Source organism: Campylobacter sp. US42a, assembly GCF_004379055.1.
Lineage (GTDB): Bacteria > Campylobacterota > Campylobacteria > Campylobacterales > Campylobacteraceae > Campylobacter_D > Campylobacter_D jejuni.
Genome location: NZ_RYYK01000004.1, coordinates 47,008 through 60,300, shown reverse-complemented (window position 1 = coordinate 60,300; position 13,293 = coordinate 47,008). Strand labels below are relative to the sequence as shown.

The window sequence follows — 13,293 nt, the reverse complement described above, 5'->3', positions numbered from 1 at the left end:
CTTACTTTCCTTTTGTAAATGGCACACCGATAAGTTCTAATAACTTTTGTGCCTGTTTGTCATTTTGTGCTGTTGTAACTATAGAAATGTTCATACCATGAGTTCTTAAAATTTTATCATACTCCACTTCTGGGAACATCAACTGCTCATCAAGACCGAAATTATAGTTTCCGCGTCCATCAAAACCATCTCTACTTAAACCTCTAAAGTCTTTCACCCTTGGTAAAGCGATAGAAATCAATTTATCAAGAAAAGCATACATATTTTCTTTTCTTAAAGTTACCATTACACCCACAGGAAAACCTTCGCGAACTTTAAATCCTGCAACTGATTTTTTAGCTTTAGTAATCACAGCCTTTTGTCCTGCAATTAAAGAAATAGTATCTGCAACATTTTGCAATACTTTTTGATCTTTAGCCAACTCACCAGCACCTACGCTGATAACTACTTTTTCGATCACAGGGATAAGCATAGGATTTTTAATATCAAATTCTTTAACCAATGCAGGTTTAATGCTTTGATTGTATTTTTCTTTTAATCTCATCATCGCTTACTCCTGAACTTTTGCCACATTGGAAATATCCATTGGCATTTCTTTATTGATAAAACCACCATTTGGGTTTTTCTCACTCGGCTTAATAGCTTTTTTAGCGATTTTACATCCTTCAACTACCACTTTAAGTGTTTTTGGATATACCGCTAAAACTTTACCTGTTTTACCTTTATCATCGCCTGTGATAACCTTAACGCTATCACCTTTTTTGATTTTTAATTTAACCGCCATTATAATACCTCCGGTGCTAGTGAAACGATTTTCATAAAGCCACCATATCTAACTTCTCTGCCCACTGGCCCAAAGATACGAGTTCCGATAGGCTCTCTTTTGTTGTCAAGAATAACTGCAGCATTTTCATCAAAACGAATCAAAGAACCATTATCTCTATGAATTTCTTTTTTAGTTCTAACGATAACCGCTTTTACCACTTGACCTTTTTTAACTTTTCCATTTGGTAAAGCTTTTTTAACAGATGCAACGATTACATCACCTACGGTAGCGTATCTTCTTTTGCTACCCCCTAAAACCTTGATACACATTAATTCTTTTGCACCGCTATTATCAGCAACTGCAAGTCTTGTAAAACTTTGAATCATTACTCAACTCCTGTAGCTAATACAGATTTTAAGCGAAATGATTTTCTTTTTGAAAGTGGTCTGCATTCTACTGCAACAACAGTATCACCAACTTTAACTTCATTTCTCTCATCATGAATTAGATATTTTTTAAAGCGTTTAACAATTTTTCTATATCTTGGATGAACCACTTTTCTTTCAACCAAAACACTTGCGGTTTTTTCACCAGCGATTTTAACAACAACGCCTTGAATTTCTCTTTTAAATGCCATTTTCTATCCTTATCTTAAAGCGTTAATTGCTGTATTTATTCTAGCAATGTCTTTTTTTACTTGGCTAATCTCTTTTGGATTAGTAAGTTGCATTGTTTTTAGCTTTTGTTTTAAAGTGAATAAAAGCACCTTTTTTTCTTTTAGCATTGTTGCAAGCTCAGCTGCTGTTTTATCTTTAATCTCAGTATATTTCATTTTGGCTCTCTCTTGTAACAAACTTAGTTTTAAATGGAAGTTTATGCATAGCTAAAGTCAATGCTTCTCTTGCCATTTCTTCGCTTACTCCTGCCATTTCATAAATGATACGGCCTGGCTTGATATTCATTACCCATTCTTCAACAGCACCTTTACCTTTACCCATACGAGTTTCTAAAGGTTTTTTTGTCAAAGGCTTATCTGGGAAAACTCTAATCCAAGTTTTTCCTTGTCTTTTAACAAAACGAGTTAAAGCGATACGCGCTGCTTCGATTTGGCGTGAGTTAATGCGTCCTGCTTCAGTTGCTTTTAATGCAAATTCACCAAAAGTAAATTCTGTTCCACGATTAGCATAACCTCTGTTACGCCCTTTCATCATTTTGCGATATTTAGTTCTTTTTGGCATTAACATGATTATTTACCCCTTCTTGTGCGTCTTGGCTTTTTAGCTGGAGCACTTTCTTCAGTTTTTTCAGGTTGCATACCTTTGTGTAATACCTCACCTTTAAAGATCCATACTTTAACCCCTATGTTTCCATAAGTAGTTCTAGCTTCTGCAAAACCATAATCAATTTTTGCTCTTAAAGTATGAAGTGGAACGCGTCCTTCAAGATACCATTCTGTTCTTGCCATTTCAGCACCACCTAAACGACCAGAAACTGAAACTTTAATCCCTTTAGCACCTGCTTTTTGCGCACCTTGAATTACTTTTTTCATTGCTCTTCTAAAAGCAATTCTTTTTTCAAGTTGAGTTGCAACACTTTCAGCAGCAAGTTGAGCTGAAGCTCCTGCTTTTCTTTCTTCTTTGATATTGATATTTACATCTTTACCGATTAAATCTTGCAATTCTTTTCTTAAATTATCAACATCACTACCTTTTTTACCGATGATGATACCTGGTCTTGCAGCAACTACAGTAACGCGAAGTTTTTTAGCAGTTCTTTCTACTAAAATTTGACTGATTCCTGCGTAATAAAGTTTTCTTTTTAAGAAAGCTCTGATTTTGTAATCTTCACCGATATTTTCTACTAAATTTGCTTTAGTCGGAAACCATCTTGATTCCCAGTTTCTATTGATTCCTAGTCTTAGACCAATTGGATTAACTTTTTGTCCCATTAGCTTTCCTTTTTCGCTGTTGCTTTTTTAGTGCTTGTTGTTTTTTTAGCTGGAGCTTTTGTTGTAGTAGTTTTTTTAGCTGCTGGAGCTTTTTTAGCTACTGTTTTTTTCTCTTCAGCTTTCACTTCTGCTTTTGCCACTTCTACTAAAATATGTGAAGTTGGTTTTCTAATACGACTTGCACTTCCTCTAGCTCTTGGTCTAAATCTTTTTAATACCGCAGCTGCATCCACACGACAACTTTTTACAATCACTTCGTTTGCTTCAAAGCCACCATTTGCTACTGCACTTGAAATTGCATTTGCGATGTATTTTGCACCTTTATTTGGCATAAATTTTAAACTAGCCATAGCTAATTCTGCATTCATCCCCTGAACTTCTCTAGCAATCAATCTTGCTTTAGTTGGAGATAATCTTATGAATTTAATTAATGCTTTACTCATATCTTATCCCTTACTTACCAATTTTCTTTTGCACAGAGCCTTTATGCCCTTTGAATGTGCGTGTTGGAGCAAATTCACCAAGTTTATAACCGATGTGATTTTCAGTAATATAAACCGGAATGAAGCTTTTACCATTATGAACATTAAATGTAAGTCCTATCATATCAGGAGTAATTGTGCTTCTTCTTGACCAAGTTTTAATTGGTTTATTATCATTAGCCTTTTTAGCAGCGATGACTTTTTTCATTACATGATCATCAACAAAAGGACCTTTTTTTAGTGATCTAGCCATCTTACTTTCCTTTTCTTCTTGAAATTATTAGCTTATCGCTAGCTTTTTTACGACGAGTTTTCGCACCTTTAGTTGGTTTACCCCATGGAGTTACTGGATGACGGCCTGAATTTTTCTTACCTTCACCCCCACCGTGCGGGTGATCTACTGGGTTCATAGCAGAACCACGAGTTTGTGGACGGATACCTCTATGGCGATTTCTACCTGCTTTACCGATAGTTACGTTAGCCCATTCTTCATTTCCAACTTCGCCGATACTTGCCATACATTCAGCTAAAACTTGTCTCATTTCGCCACTTGCAAGTCTTAAAATAACATATTTTTCTTCTTTACCCATAAGTTGTGCATAAGCACCCGCAGAACGAATCATTTGACCGCCTTTACCTGGTTTTAACTCAACATTATGAACAATAGTACCCACAGGAATGTTTTTAAGTTTCATTGCATTACCTGGTTTAATATCAAGTCCGCTTTCAGCAGCTGCAACGATATCTCCAACGCTTAATCCACGAGGTTGAAGAATATATCTTTTTTCCCCATCTTTATAAGCAATCAAAGCAATTCTACAATTTCTATATGGATCATACTCGATTGCTTCTACTTTACCTTCTATACCGAATTTACGACGCTTAAAATCAATAATTCTGTAAAGTTTTTTAGCACCCGCTTCTTTATGACGACTTGTAATTCTTCCATAGCTGTTACGACCCGCGTGTGCTGGAAGTTTAACAAGTAGTGAGCGTACACTTGGTTTAGCTGTAATATCTTCAGAACTTAAACCTGTGATATATCTTCTACTTGGAGTATATGGTTTATAAGTTTTAATTGCCATCTTAAGCCTCCGTATTTTCTAAGCTAACACCTTCAGGTAGCTTAACATAGAATTTTTTGTAATCGTTTCTTTGACCTAAACGACCTCTAAAACGCTTAACTTTTCCATCCATTCTTAATGAATTGATGCTTTTTGGAGTTACACCAAAATACTCTTTTAAAACCGCTTTTAAGCCTGTTTTAGTCATCTTTGGTGAAGTTTGAATAACTACGACACCTTGCTCTTGCAAATTCAAACTTTTTTCTGTGTAAAGTATAGTCTTTATATCAGTAATATCTGCCATAATTATCCCTCTTTTGTAATAGATTCTAACGCTGATTTTTCTATGATAACAGCATTAAATACAGATACTAAATAAGCATTTACTTCAGTTACATCAACTACATAGCAATTTGCTAAATTTCTGTAAGCTAAAAGTGTTTTTTCATCTAGTAAATCTTTAACGATTAAAGCATCTTTGACGCCAAGTTTTTTAATCACAGCGTTTGCATCTTTTGTTTTACCACTTTCAATAGCCAAAGAATCAGCAGTAAATAACGCACCTTTAGCTGCTTTATCTGCTAAAGCTCTTTCAAGCGCCAATCTCTTTTGTTTTTTATTTACTTTTTGGAAGTAGTTTCTTTCATTTGTTGGACCAAAAGCAACCGCACCGCCTACCCAAACGTTAGTTCTTGTTGAACCCGCTCTAGCACCGCCACGACCTTTTTGTCTCCAAGGTTTTTTACCACCACCACTTACATCACTTCTACCTTTAGTATGAGCTGTATTTGCTCTTAAACTTGCAAGGTAAGATTTTACATATAAGTAAAGATTGTGTGGATTTACTTCCGCATATTTTGAAGGTAAATCAAGTTCACCTGCTTTTTCTAATTTATCATTTAAAACAACTACTTTACTCATTTTGCAATCCTTATTTTACCCATAGCACCATTATAACCTGGTACTGCACCCTTAACTACTAAAATTTTGTTTTCAGCATCATAAGATACAACTTCGTTTTTAACGGTTACTTTAGTATTTCCATAATGTCCTGCCATTTTCATACCTGGTTGAACACGACCTGGCCATTCTCTATTACCAATAGATCCGTGGCGTCTATGAAATCTCGAACCATGACTTGCTGGACCCCCTGCGAAGTTATGTCTTTTCATAACACCGCTATAACCTCTACCTTTAGTGTTAAAGCTTACTTTTAAAATTTTTGCTTCATTTAATGGAGTTTCATCTAAATCTCCTGCTTCAGTATTTGCTACTTCTAAAGTCGCAAATCTATTGTATTCTGCAGAAAGATTATACTTTTTTTGTTGTCCTGCGACACATTTATTACTTGCTTTACCTTTTGGATATGCTACTAAAGCCTTTCCGCCTTCAACTTCACATACTTTTGCATTTACAACTCTTAGTAAAGTTACAGCGATACTTGGATTAGTAATTGTTCTGCTCATTCCGATTTTTTCTACAATATATTCCATATCTTATCCTTACTTACCCATAGCTCTTACTTCAACGCTTACTTCTGGCGCTAAATCAAGCTTAGTTAAAGAATCAACTGTATCTGGAGTCGCTGCTACTATATCTAGCATACGCGCGTGAATTCTTATTTCAAACTGCTCACGAGAATCTTTGTTAATGTGTGGAGATTTTAAAACTGTATAGCGTTTGATTTTAGTAGGCATTGGTATCGGACCTCTGATATCCGCACCTGTTCTTTTAACAGCTTCTACGATTGCTGCAACTGTTCTGTCTAGTACTCGATGGTCATAAGCTTTTAGCTTAAGCCTAATTCTTTCCATAATATTTCCTTTAAAAAGAACTCGTTAGTTAAAAACTAACCAATTTATAAAAATTGAAATGAGAGTATATAAAATCTTGTTTTCAAAGTCAAGGAATTTGATGAAATTTTTCTATTATTTTCCTTTTAAAAAGGATAAAAATAGAATTTTTAGAATTTAAAAATTATCATTATTTTTTAAATTTTTGTATATAATGGTCAATATCTTATTTCATTAAATTTTAAAAAATCTCTTAATTTTTCATATTCGCCATTTTCTAAATAACGATGTTTTCCTGCCTTTAACATACCAAGATCTAAAGCCCCAAAAGCAACACGCTTAAGATCCATGACTTCAAGATCAAAATGTCCAAAAAAGCGTCTAAGCTCTCTATTTTTACCTTCATTTATAACCACTCTAAGCTTAGTATAGCCTCCACTTGATCCAAAAATTTCAAAGTCTATAAAAGGAGCAAAACTCATAGAGGTAATTTTAGTTTTTGCATGTGCGCCTTTTTTTTCATTTTTAATCTCAAGTCCATTTTGCATGGCTTCGATGACTTGTTTGCTCACCATGCCTTTAACTTTAAGGTAGTATTCTCTTTCTAAATCGCTATGCATTAAAGCATCGGCAATCACAGGAGAATCTGTAAGCAAAAGTAAGCCTTCACTTGCATAATCCAGCCTACCTACGCTAAGCCAAGTGCTAAATTGTCTTGGCAAGGTATCGTATATAGTTTTTCTTCCACGATCGTCTTTTTTACTGACAATTTCACCTTTTTGTTTATGGTAGATTATCACGCTAAATTGTGTTCTTTTTTGTACTCTTTTACCTTTAACAAAGACTTTATCATCAAATTTAACCTCATCACTTAAAAGGGCAATTTTGTTGTTTATTTTTACTAAGCCTTGTTTGATAAGTTCATCAGCTTCACGGCGTGAATAGCGGGTGTTATGGGATATAAATTTATTAATTCTCATTTGATCTTCCTTAAAAAGGGCGTTTTTGCCCTTTTTTTACATTACAAAAATAGTTGGAACTATGGTTGGGTATTTTTTAATCTTTCTAAAGATATGCTTTCTTAAGACTTGGCGGATTTGATTTTCTAAAAATCTTGGATCATTGAGTACTTCATCTTTAACATTGATGAAAAATTGTCCTAAAACTTCAGCCATATCTTTGCTAAAAGCATGATCGTGTTTGTCGGCTACTAGACCATAGCTAAATACTCTTGGTTTGTTGATCAGTGTTTTTGTAGCTTTGTCAATTTGTGCGATAATAACTACTATACCACTATCTGCAAGTTTTTGACGATCTATAACTACATCATCGGCGATTTGTTTGTTGATTTGATTATCTACAAAAACTTTACCTGTTTTTACGGTTTTTATGCGTTTGACATATTTTTGGCAAAGTTCTACTTGATCGCCATCACTCATAAGATAGATATTTCTTTCAGGAATACCACATTTCATCGCTGTTTCTTTATGTTTGGTGATGTGATTGTATTCTCCATGAACCGGTAAGAAAAATTTAGGTTTAGTAAGAGTTAGCATAAGCTTTTGTTCTTCTATGCTAGCGTGTCCGCTTACATGAATTTCGCTAAATTCTTGATACGCTACTTTAGCTCCTGCTTTTAAAAGATAATCAAGCACCGCAGAAACACTTGCTTCATTTCCTGGTATAGCTTTAGCTGAAATGATCACTTGATCTGTAGGTTTGATTTTTATAAATTTATGCTCATCTGTTGCCATTCTATAAAGCGCACTCATAGTTTCGCCTTGACTTCCTGTAGTTACGATAAGCACTTCATTGTCTTTATATTTGCTTACTTCATCAGCATCGATGAAAATTTTTCTATCAAGTTTGATGTAGCCTAATTCCATAGTAGTATAAAGATTTCTTTCCATAGAACGGCCGATAACACAAACTTTTCTGCCGTATTTTAAACCATAAGTGATAGCTTGATAAACACGGTGGATATTAGAGCTAAAAGTACTCATGATCACCCTACCCTTAGTACGCGCAAAAATTTGATCAAAAGTTGGTCCTACAGAGCTTTCACTTTTTGTATAACCTTCTTTATAAGAATTTGTACTATCACTTAAAAGACATAAAACTCCTTCTTCTCCATAATACGCTAAACGTCCTAAGTCTGTTGGATAGCCATCAATTGGAGTTTGATCGATTTTAAAATCACCTGTGTGGATAATCGTTCCTGCTTTTGTTTTGATCGCAAGTGCTGAAGCATCAATGATAGAATGCGTGATGTGGATCCACTCTATATCAAATTCGCCTATTTCATAAACTTTGCGTTTTTCTACAGGACGAAACCATTTGCGTTCTGCTTTTAAGCCATGTTCTTCAAATTTGTTTGAAATCATTCCTAAAGCTAAAGGTGTAGCGTAGATAGGAAATTGGAATTCTTTAAAGAAATAAGGCACCGCACCGATATGATCTTCGTGTGCATGAGTGATCACTATACCACGAATTTTATCTTTAATTTTTCTTACATAGTCAAAATCAGGGATGATAATATCTACCCCATGCATAGTTCCATCAGGAAAACTCATACCTATATCTACTATAATTGCGTCTTTATTGGTTTCAAAAACACTGATATTTCCACCAATTTCTCCTAAGCCCCCTAAAGGAGTGATGCGGATTTTATGTTCGCTAGAATTATTATATTTTAAAGGGTGCAAGCGGTTTTCATGTGAAACACGGTTGGCTTCTATACATTCTGCAAGAGCGATTTGCCAATCTTCATTGCCTGTGAGTTTTGAAGGAAGATTGCGATTTTTTTTCTTTTTTTTCTCAGTTTTATTTTCTGAGTTTTCAGAATTTTCCTTGTTAGAATTTTGATCGATTTTTGGAGTATCATTTTCATTTTGCAAAGAATCGGCTAATTTTTTTCTACGATTTTTATATTTATAGCGTTTATTGTTTTTTGAATTTGAGTTCGGATTTTGTTCGTTTTTATTTATCTCTTTGTTTTCGTCCATATTCATCCTTTAATTTGTCATAAATTTTAAGGTATGAATCAACGCAAATTTCATGTGGTCTGATGTTTTCTTTTAAGCCAAGAGTGCTTAAAACTTCTAAAACTTTTGCTTTATATGTTTTTAAATTTCCTAAGAGTTGTTTTCTAGGAGCTTTAAAACAGTCTTTTAGAAAATTTTTGAAATTTTCTATTTCGCAAAGTTCATCAAAATCCTTAGTTTTAATCAAACTCATCACCGCTGACATAACTTTTGGCGGCGGATTAAAACATTGTGGATCAACATCAAAAAGTATTTTTCTTTCGCAAATCATTGCACTTAAAACACCTAAGGAAGAAAATTCACTATTTCCTTCTTTAGCACAGAATTTTTCAGCCATTTCTCTTTGCACCATTACAATAAGCCCTAGACAATTTTTATCTTCTAAAGCTTTTAATATAATGTGACTTGCAACATAATAAGGCAAATTTGCAACCAAAAAATATGGTTTTTCATCAAGGCTAGGATTAAAAGCTTCGCTTGCGTCTTGATGGATCAAGTTAAATTTTCCACATTCAAGTTCTTTTTGAAATTTCTTTTTTAAAATAGGTATGAGATCATTATCGATTTCATAAGCTTTTACTTGAGAAATTTTTAAAAGTTCTTGCGTTAAATCACCTAAGCCAGGCCCAATCTCAATGATATTGTTTATCTCTTTGGGTATGGCTTGGATGATTTTTGCTAATACGCTTTTATCGATTAAAAAATTTTGTCCGTATTGTTTTTTTGCTTTAACCATAAGAAATAATTTTATCTAAAAATTCTTAATTAAGTCTTTTTAGGTAGAATTATTTTTTGTAAAATTTCATAAGGAACAAAATGATTGTTTGTGCGGGTGGAAATGAAAATTTTTCTTTTGCAAAAGCTATAGGTATAGGTTTGGTTGAATCAGCTTTTCATTTGAGTCAACTTTGCTTCAAAGAAAAACCATCAAAACTTATATTTATAGGAACTTGCGGGCTTTACGATAAGGGTAAAATTTTAGAAATTTACAAAAGTTCACACGCTTTTAATGTAGAATTTTCTAAAATTTCACATGCTTTTTATACTCCTGCAAAATATGAAATTTGCTTAGAAAAAGAAAATGTTTCTCGTGAAACAATCAAAATCAATTCTTCAAATTATATTTGTCAAAATTCAAAAGCAGCAAAAGAATTTTCAAAATTAGGTTTTTTTGCAGAAAATATGGAAGCCTTTTCTGTTTTGAGCGTAGCTAAAAATTTAAATATTGATGCAGAGTGTATTTTGTGTGCAACAAATTTTTGCAATGAAAACGCTCACGAAGATTTTATAAAAAATCATCAAAAGGCAAAAGAAAAATTAGAAGAATACTTAAAAAAATATCATTATATTTAAAAATTCAAAAAGGAAAATAATTTTGAAAGAGCTTGTTAATATTTTAGATTTTTTACCTGAAGAATTAGGAGAAAAAATCAAACCGATGTTTCGCGTGAAACAAATTTATCAATGGATTTATCAAAAATACGCCAATAATTTTTCCGATATGTCAAGTTTACCAAAAGATCTACGTTTAGAACTTGCGCAAAATTTCCATTTTTCTCCTGTAAAATGTGTTAAAAATGAGCAAAGTAAAGATGGAAGTATAAAATATCTTTTTGAACTTATCGATGGTTTAAGGGTAGAAAGCGTACTTTTGCCTATGAAAGAAGAAAAAATAGATGCAGAAGGCAAAAGAATTTCTCATGCAAGATACACTATCTGTGTTTCTTCTCAAGTGGGTTGTAAAAGTGGATGTAGTTTTTGTCTTACTGCCAAGGGTGGTTTGAAAAGAAATTTAAGTGCAGGGGAGATAGTCGGACAAATTTTATGGATCAAAAAACAAAACAATATCCCTTATGAACGCCGTGTGAATATAGTATATATGGGTATGGGCGAGCCTTTGGATAATCTTAAAAATGTTTCTAAAGCGGTAAAAATTTTAGCGCAAAATGATGGACTTGCCATAAGTCCTCGCCGTCAAACCATCAGCACTAGCGGTTTAGCAAAACAAATCAAAGAATTAGGTCAAATGAATTTAGGTGTTTTACTTGCTATATCATTGCATGCGGTTAATGATGAGCTTCGAACTGAGCTTATGCCTATCAATAAGGCTTATAATATCGCTGCGATTATGGATGCGGTGCGTGAATTTCCTATAGATCAAAGAAAAAGAGTGATGTTTGAATATCTTTTAATTGATGGTATCAATGATAAGCTTGAACACGCTAAAGAATTAGTCAAGCTTTTAAATGGTATTAAAGCTAAAGTGAATTTAATACTCTTTAATCCACATGAAGGAAGTTTATATAAACGCCCTAGTTTAGAAAATGCGATTAAATTCCAAGATTTACTCAGTAATAAAGGTGTAACTTGCACTATAAGAGAAAGTAAAGGGCTTGATATCTCAGCTGCTTGTGGACAGCTTAAAGAAAGGGCAAAAGAACAATGACAATGCTAGATATTTTTGAAATCATTTTTATAACAGCTGTTGTAATTATAGGTTTTGGTGGAATTGTTTTTGTAGTAACAAAAGAAAAAAAATAATTATTACATTTAATGGTGTCAAGGGGGAGACTTGAACTCCCGACCTCCGGCTTATGAGACCAGCGCTCTAACCAGCTGAGCTACCCTGACTAAAAATAAAAATATAATTATACTACTTTTTACTAAAAATTTTCTGATTTTTTTAAAAAATAATTTTATTTTCAATATTTAAAAAATTTCTTTATTTTTAAAGCTTTTATAGATATAATGAACGCTTTATTTCATAGACAGGTGTCCGAGCGGTTGAAGGAGCACGCCTGGAACGCGTGTAAAGTGCAAGCTTTCGAGGGTTCGAATCCCTTCCTGTCTGCCATCAAATAAACTTTAAGGCAAACTAAGTTATAATACAAACTTCATTTGGGGCATTAGCTCAGCTGGGAGAGCACAACGCTGGCAGCGTTGGGGTCAGCGGTTCGAACCCGCTATGCTCCACCATATGGTTCCGTAGCTCAGCTGGTAGAGCACTACCTTGACATGGTAGTGGCCGTTGGTTCAAGTCCAATCGGAGCCACCATCACCCTTCCTTATACAAAGGATTATCATGCAAAACACTATCATACAAAAAGCCGTCCATAAAGATTTAAATTCTATACTTGAAATCACAAAAGATGCTTTAAGTGCTATGAAAGCTATGAATTTTCACCAATGGGATGAGAATTATCCCAATGAAATAGTTTTTCAAGAAGATATACAAGCACAAGAACTTTATGTGTTTAAAGAAAATGATGAAATTTTAGGCTTTATCTGTATCAATGAAAAATTTGAACCTGAATTTTACAAACAAGTTATTTTTAACAAAAATTATGATGATAAAGCCTTTTATCTACACCGTTTAGCCGTCAAACAAAATGCAAAAGGCAAAGGCGTAGCACAAAAACTTTTAAATTTTTGCGAAAATTTTGCCTTGGAAAATCACAAGGCAAGTTTAAGAGCAGATACTCATAGTAAAAATTTTCCTATGAATTCGCTTTTTAAAAAGCTTGATTTTAATTTTTGTGGAAACTTTGACATACCTAATTACCAAGATCCTTTTTTAGCTTATGAAAAAATTCTAAACCAAAAAGCTTTTTGAGTTTTTTTCATAGGCTTTGATTTGTGCTTCATGTTTTAAAGTCAAAGCTATATTATCAAGTCCTTCCAAAAGACAAATTCTGTGAAAATCATCTAAATCAAAAGAAAAAATCCTATCTTTAAAAAATACTCTTTTTTCCAACAAAGAAATTTCTATATTTTTATCTTGGGATTTTTTTAACTCATCAACTATTCCCACAACCTCATCTTTAGCAAGTTCTATGGTAAGCAAACCATTTCCTAAGGCATTGTTTTTAAAAATATCCGCAAAAGAAGGTGCGATAATAGCTCTAATACCATAATCAACCAAAGCCCAAGGCGCATGCTCTCTTGAAGAGCCACTACCAAAATTTTCAAAACTTACCAAAATAGAGCTATTTTGATATTCTTCTTTGTTAAGATTAAAATCCATATTTAAAACACTTTCTTTATCATCTAAATAACGCAAATCATGAAACAAATGCTTGCCAAAACCTTGCTTAGACACTGCAAGTAAAAATTGCTTAGGTATAATTTGATCTGTGTCTATATTGGCATATTCTAAAGGACAAGCTATACCTTTATGTATAATAAATTTTTGCATA

At 33.5% G+C, this 13,293-nt stretch carries 22 protein-coding genes and 4 tRNA genes; 7 read left to right on the top strand and 19 right to left on the bottom strand.

What is annotated here, in order from left to right; all coding sequences use genetic code 11:
• Nucleotide 1 precedes the first annotated feature (1 nt).
• The 17 genes from rplE to rsmA all read right to left on the bottom strand — a co-directional run bounded on the left by rplE (nucleotide 2) and on the right by rsmA (nucleotide 9,833).
• The gene (gene rplE, locus ELQ10_RS04870) at nucleotides 2-547 is read right to left on the bottom strand and encodes a 50S ribosomal protein L5 (RefSeq protein ID WP_002851453.1); all 546 of its coding nucleotides are present in this window, start codon (nucleotides 545-547) and stop codon (nucleotides 2-4) included.
• 3 nt (nucleotides 548-550) lie between these two features.
• Nucleotides 551-784: a 50S ribosomal protein L24 gene (gene rplX / locus ELQ10_RS04865; RefSeq protein ID WP_002779437.1), complete on the bottom strand. Its 234-nt coding sequence runs from the start codon at nucleotides 782-784 to the stop codon at nucleotides 551-553.
• Nucleotides 784-1,152, bottom strand: a complete 369-nt coding sequence (gene rplN / locus ELQ10_RS04860) for a 50S ribosomal protein L14 (protein WP_002779438.1) — start codon at nucleotides 1,150-1,152, stop codon at nucleotides 784-786. Before rplN ends, rplX begins: the two co-directional genes overlap by 1 nt.
• The gene (gene rpsQ, locus ELQ10_RS04855) at nucleotides 1,152-1,403 is read right to left on the bottom strand and encodes a 30S ribosomal protein S17 (protein WP_002851549.1); all 252 of its coding nucleotides are present in this window, start codon (nucleotides 1,401-1,403) and stop codon (nucleotides 1,152-1,154) included. The genes rplN and rpsQ overlap by 1 nt, the downstream gene beginning before the upstream one ends.
• A gap of 9 nt (nucleotides 1,404-1,412) precedes the next feature.
• On the bottom strand, nucleotides 1,413-1,598 hold the full coding sequence (rpmC, locus tag ELQ10_RS04850; protein ID WP_002851566.1) for a 50S ribosomal protein L29: 186 nt from the start codon (nucleotides 1,596-1,598) through the stop codon (nucleotides 1,413-1,415).
• On the bottom strand, nucleotides 1,585-2,010 hold the full coding sequence (gene rplP / locus ELQ10_RS04845) for a 50S ribosomal protein L16 (protein ID WP_002779441.1): 426 nt from the start codon (nucleotides 2,008-2,010) through the stop codon (nucleotides 1,585-1,587). Before rplP ends, rpmC begins: the two co-directional genes overlap by 14 nt.
• 2 nt (nucleotides 2,011-2,012) lie before the next feature.
• A complete protein-coding gene (rpsC, locus tag ELQ10_RS04840) occupies nucleotides 2,013-2,714 on the bottom strand; it encodes a 30S ribosomal protein S3 (protein WP_002851138.1) in 702 nt (233 codons plus the stop codon).
• Nucleotides 2,714-3,157, bottom strand: coding sequence for a 50S ribosomal protein L22 (gene rplV / locus ELQ10_RS04835; RefSeq protein WP_002877012.1), 444 nt, complete (start codon nucleotides 3,155-3,157; stop codon nucleotides 2,714-2,716). The genes rpsC and rplV overlap by 1 nt, the downstream gene beginning before the upstream one ends.
• A gap of 10 nt (nucleotides 3,158-3,167) precedes the next feature.
• On the bottom strand, nucleotides 3,168-3,449 hold the full coding sequence (gene rpsS, locus ELQ10_RS04830; RefSeq protein WP_002851509.1) for a 30S ribosomal protein S19: 282 nt from the start codon (nucleotides 3,447-3,449) through the stop codon (nucleotides 3,168-3,170).
• Between the two features lies 1 nt (nucleotide 3,450).
• Complete coding sequence (rplB, locus tag ELQ10_RS04825; RefSeq protein WP_002825501.1) at nucleotides 3,451-4,281, bottom strand: 50S ribosomal protein L2; 831 nt, start codon at nucleotides 4,279-4,281, stop codon at nucleotides 3,451-3,453.
• Nucleotide 4,282: 1 nt separating this feature from the next.
• Complete coding sequence (locus ELQ10_RS04820) at nucleotides 4,283-4,564, bottom strand: 50S ribosomal protein L23 (RefSeq protein ID WP_002856384.1); 282 nt, start codon at nucleotides 4,562-4,564, stop codon at nucleotides 4,283-4,285.
• Between the two features lie 2 nt (nucleotides 4,565-4,566).
• Nucleotides 4,567-5,181: a 50S ribosomal protein L4 gene (rplD, locus tag ELQ10_RS04815; RefSeq protein WP_002791636.1), complete on the bottom strand. Its 615-nt coding sequence runs from the start codon at nucleotides 5,179-5,181 to the stop codon at nucleotides 4,567-4,569.
• Nucleotides 5,178-5,753: a 50S ribosomal protein L3 gene (gene rplC / locus ELQ10_RS04810; RefSeq protein ID WP_002779987.1), complete on the bottom strand. Its 576-nt coding sequence runs from the start codon at nucleotides 5,751-5,753 to the stop codon at nucleotides 5,178-5,180. The genes rplD and rplC overlap by 4 nt, the downstream gene beginning before the upstream one ends.
• A 9-nt stretch (nucleotides 5,754-5,762) precedes the next feature.
• Nucleotides 5,763-6,074 carry a 30S ribosomal protein S10 gene (rpsJ, locus tag ELQ10_RS04805; protein ID WP_002779353.1) on the bottom strand — a complete coding sequence of 104 codons (312 nt, stop codon included), beginning with the start codon at nucleotides 6,072-6,074 and terminating at the stop codon, nucleotides 5,763-5,765.
• A gap of 197 nt (nucleotides 6,075-6,271) precedes the next feature.
• Nucleotides 6,272-7,033 (bottom strand): pseudouridine synthase, encoded by a 762-nt coding sequence (locus tag ELQ10_RS04800; RefSeq protein WP_084762732.1) that lies wholly within the window; start codon nucleotides 7,031-7,033, stop codon nucleotides 6,272-6,274.
• Nucleotides 7,034-7,069: 36 nt separating this feature from the next.
• Nucleotides 7,070-9,064, bottom strand: a complete 1,995-nt coding sequence (locus ELQ10_RS04795) for a ribonuclease J (protein WP_072225820.1) — start codon at nucleotides 9,062-9,064, stop codon at nucleotides 7,070-7,072.
• Entirely contained in the window at nucleotides 9,033-9,833 is an 801-nt protein-coding gene (gene rsmA, locus ELQ10_RS04790; RefSeq protein ID WP_044306356.1) for a 16S rRNA (adenine(1518)-N(6)/adenine(1519)-N(6))-dimethyltransferase RsmA, read from the bottom strand. The genes ELQ10_RS04795 and rsmA overlap by 32 nt, the downstream gene beginning before the upstream one ends.
• Nucleotides 9,834-9,913: 80 nt before the next feature.
• On the opposite strand from rsmA, the gene ELQ10_RS04785 reads away from it, so the two are divergent.
• From ELQ10_RS04785 to ELQ10_RS04775, 3 genes are read left to right on the top strand one after another with little or no spacing between them, the layout of a single operon-like run.
• Entirely contained in the window at nucleotides 9,914-10,450 is a 537-nt protein-coding gene (locus tag ELQ10_RS04785) for a purine-nucleoside phosphorylase (protein WP_002855603.1), read from the top strand.
• A 22-nt stretch (nucleotides 10,451-10,472) separates the two neighbouring features.
• Nucleotides 10,473-11,543, top strand: a complete 1,071-nt coding sequence (gene rlmN, locus ELQ10_RS04780; protein ID WP_052802162.1) for a 23S rRNA (adenine(2503)-C(2))-methyltransferase RlmN — start codon at nucleotides 10,473-10,475, stop codon at nucleotides 11,541-11,543.
• A complete protein-coding gene (locus ELQ10_RS04775) occupies nucleotides 11,540-11,638 on the top strand; it encodes a hypothetical protein (RefSeq protein WP_002867513.1) in 99 nt (32 codons plus the stop codon). Before rlmN ends, ELQ10_RS04775 begins: the two co-directional genes overlap by 4 nt.
• Before the next feature lie 13 nt (nucleotides 11,639-11,651).
• Here ELQ10_RS04775 and ELQ10_RS04770 read toward each other — a convergent pair.
• A tRNA-Met gene (locus ELQ10_RS04770) sits at nucleotides 11,652-11,728 on the bottom strand.
• 135 nt (nucleotides 11,729-11,863) lie between these two features.
• Here ELQ10_RS04770 and ELQ10_RS04765 point away from each other — a divergent pair.
• The 4 genes from ELQ10_RS04765 to ELQ10_RS04750 all read left to right on the top strand — a co-directional run bounded on the left by ELQ10_RS04765 (nucleotide 11,864) and on the right by ELQ10_RS04750 (nucleotide 12,710).
• Nucleotides 11,864-11,951, top strand: a tRNA-Ser gene (locus ELQ10_RS04765).
• Between the two features lie 46 nt (nucleotides 11,952-11,997).
• Nucleotides 11,998-12,073: transfer RNA gene (locus ELQ10_RS04760), tRNA-Ala, on the top strand.
• A gap of 3 nt (nucleotides 12,074-12,076) precedes the next feature.
• Nucleotides 12,077-12,152, top strand: a tRNA-Val gene (locus ELQ10_RS04755).
• Between the two features lie 27 nt (nucleotides 12,153-12,179).
• Nucleotides 12,180-12,710: a GNAT family N-acetyltransferase gene (locus ELQ10_RS04750; RefSeq protein ID WP_057100570.1), complete on the top strand. Its 531-nt coding sequence runs from the start codon at nucleotides 12,180-12,182 to the stop codon at nucleotides 12,708-12,710.
• Here the strand turns inward: ELQ10_RS04750 and leuD are convergent.
• Nucleotides 12,690-13,292 (bottom strand): 3-isopropylmalate dehydratase small subunit, encoded by a 603-nt coding sequence (gene leuD / locus ELQ10_RS04745; protein ID WP_134250277.1) that lies wholly within the window; start codon nucleotides 13,290-13,292, stop codon nucleotides 12,690-12,692. The two genes, ELQ10_RS04750 and leuD, sit on opposite strands and share 21 nt — an antisense overlap.
• Between the last annotated feature and the right edge of the window lies 1 nt (nucleotide 13,293).

Coding starts and splice junctions, on each gene's coding strand:
- rplE (WP_002851453.1), bottom strand. CDS start 547: ATGATGAGATTAAAAGAAAAATACAATCAAAGCATTAAACCTGCATTG.
- rplX (WP_002779437.1), bottom strand. CDS start 784: ATGGCGGTTAAATTAAAAATCAAAAAAGGTGATAGCGTTAAGGTTATC.
- rplN (WP_002779438.1), bottom strand. CDS start 1,152: ATGATTCAAAGTTTTACAAGACTTGCAGTTGCTGATAATAGCGGTGCA.
- rpsQ (WP_002851549.1), bottom strand. CDS start 1,403: ATGGCATTTAAAAGAGAAATTCAAGGCGTTGTTGTTAAAATCGCTGGT.
- rpmC (WP_002851566.1), bottom strand. CDS start 1,598: ATGAAATATACTGAGATTAAAGATAAAACAGCAGCTGAGCTTGCAACA.
- rplP (WP_002779441.1), bottom strand. CDS start 2,010: ATGTTAATGCCAAAAAGAACTAAATATCGCAAAATGATGAAAGGGCGT.
- rpsC (WP_002851138.1), bottom strand. CDS start 2,714: ATGGGACAAAAAGTTAATCCAATTGGTCTAAGACTAGGAATCAATAGA.
- rplV (WP_002877012.1), bottom strand. CDS start 3,157: ATGAGTAAAGCATTAATTAAATTCATAAGATTATCTCCAACTAAAGCA.
- rpsS (WP_002851509.1), bottom strand. CDS start 3,449: ATGGCTAGATCACTAAAAAAAGGTCCTTTTGTTGATGATCATGTAATG.
- rplB (WP_002825501.1), bottom strand. CDS start 4,281: ATGGCAATTAAAACTTATAAACCATATACTCCAAGTAGAAGATATATC.
- ELQ10_RS04820 (WP_002856384.1), bottom strand. CDS start 4,564: ATGGCAGATATTACTGATATAAAGACTATACTTTACACAGAAAAAAGT.
- rplD (WP_002791636.1), bottom strand. CDS start 5,181: ATGAGTAAAGTAGTTGTTTTAAATGATAAATTAGAAAAAGCAGGTGAA.
- rplC (WP_002779987.1), bottom strand. CDS start 5,753: ATGGAATATATTGTAGAAAAAATCGGAATGAGCAGAACAATTACTAAT.
- rpsJ (WP_002779353.1), bottom strand. CDS start 6,074: ATGGAAAGAATTAGGCTTAAGCTAAAAGCTTATGACCATCGAGTACTA.
- ELQ10_RS04800 (WP_084762732.1), bottom strand. CDS start 7,033: ATGAGAATTAATAAATTTATATCCCATAACACCCGCTATTCACGCCGT.
- ELQ10_RS04795 (WP_072225820.1), bottom strand. CDS start 9,064: ATGAATATGGACGAAAACAAAGAGATAAATAAAAACGAACAAAATCCG.
- rsmA (WP_044306356.1), bottom strand. CDS start 9,833: ATGGTTAAAGCAAAAAAACAATACGGACAAAATTTTTTAATCGATAAA.
- ELQ10_RS04785 (WP_002855603.1), top strand. CDS start 9,914: ATGATTGTTTGTGCGGGTGGAAATGAAAATTTTTCTTTTGCAAAAGCT.
- ELQ10_RS04775 (WP_002867513.1), top strand. CDS start 11,540: ATGACAATGCTAGATATTTTTGAAATCATTTTTATAACAGCTGTTGTA.
- ELQ10_RS04750 (WP_057100570.1), top strand. CDS start 12,180: ATGCAAAACACTATCATACAAAAAGCCGTCCATAAAGATTTAAATTCT.
- leuD (WP_134250277.1), bottom strand. CDS start 13,292: ATGCAAAAATTTATTATACATAAAGGTATAGCTTGTCCTTTAGAATAT.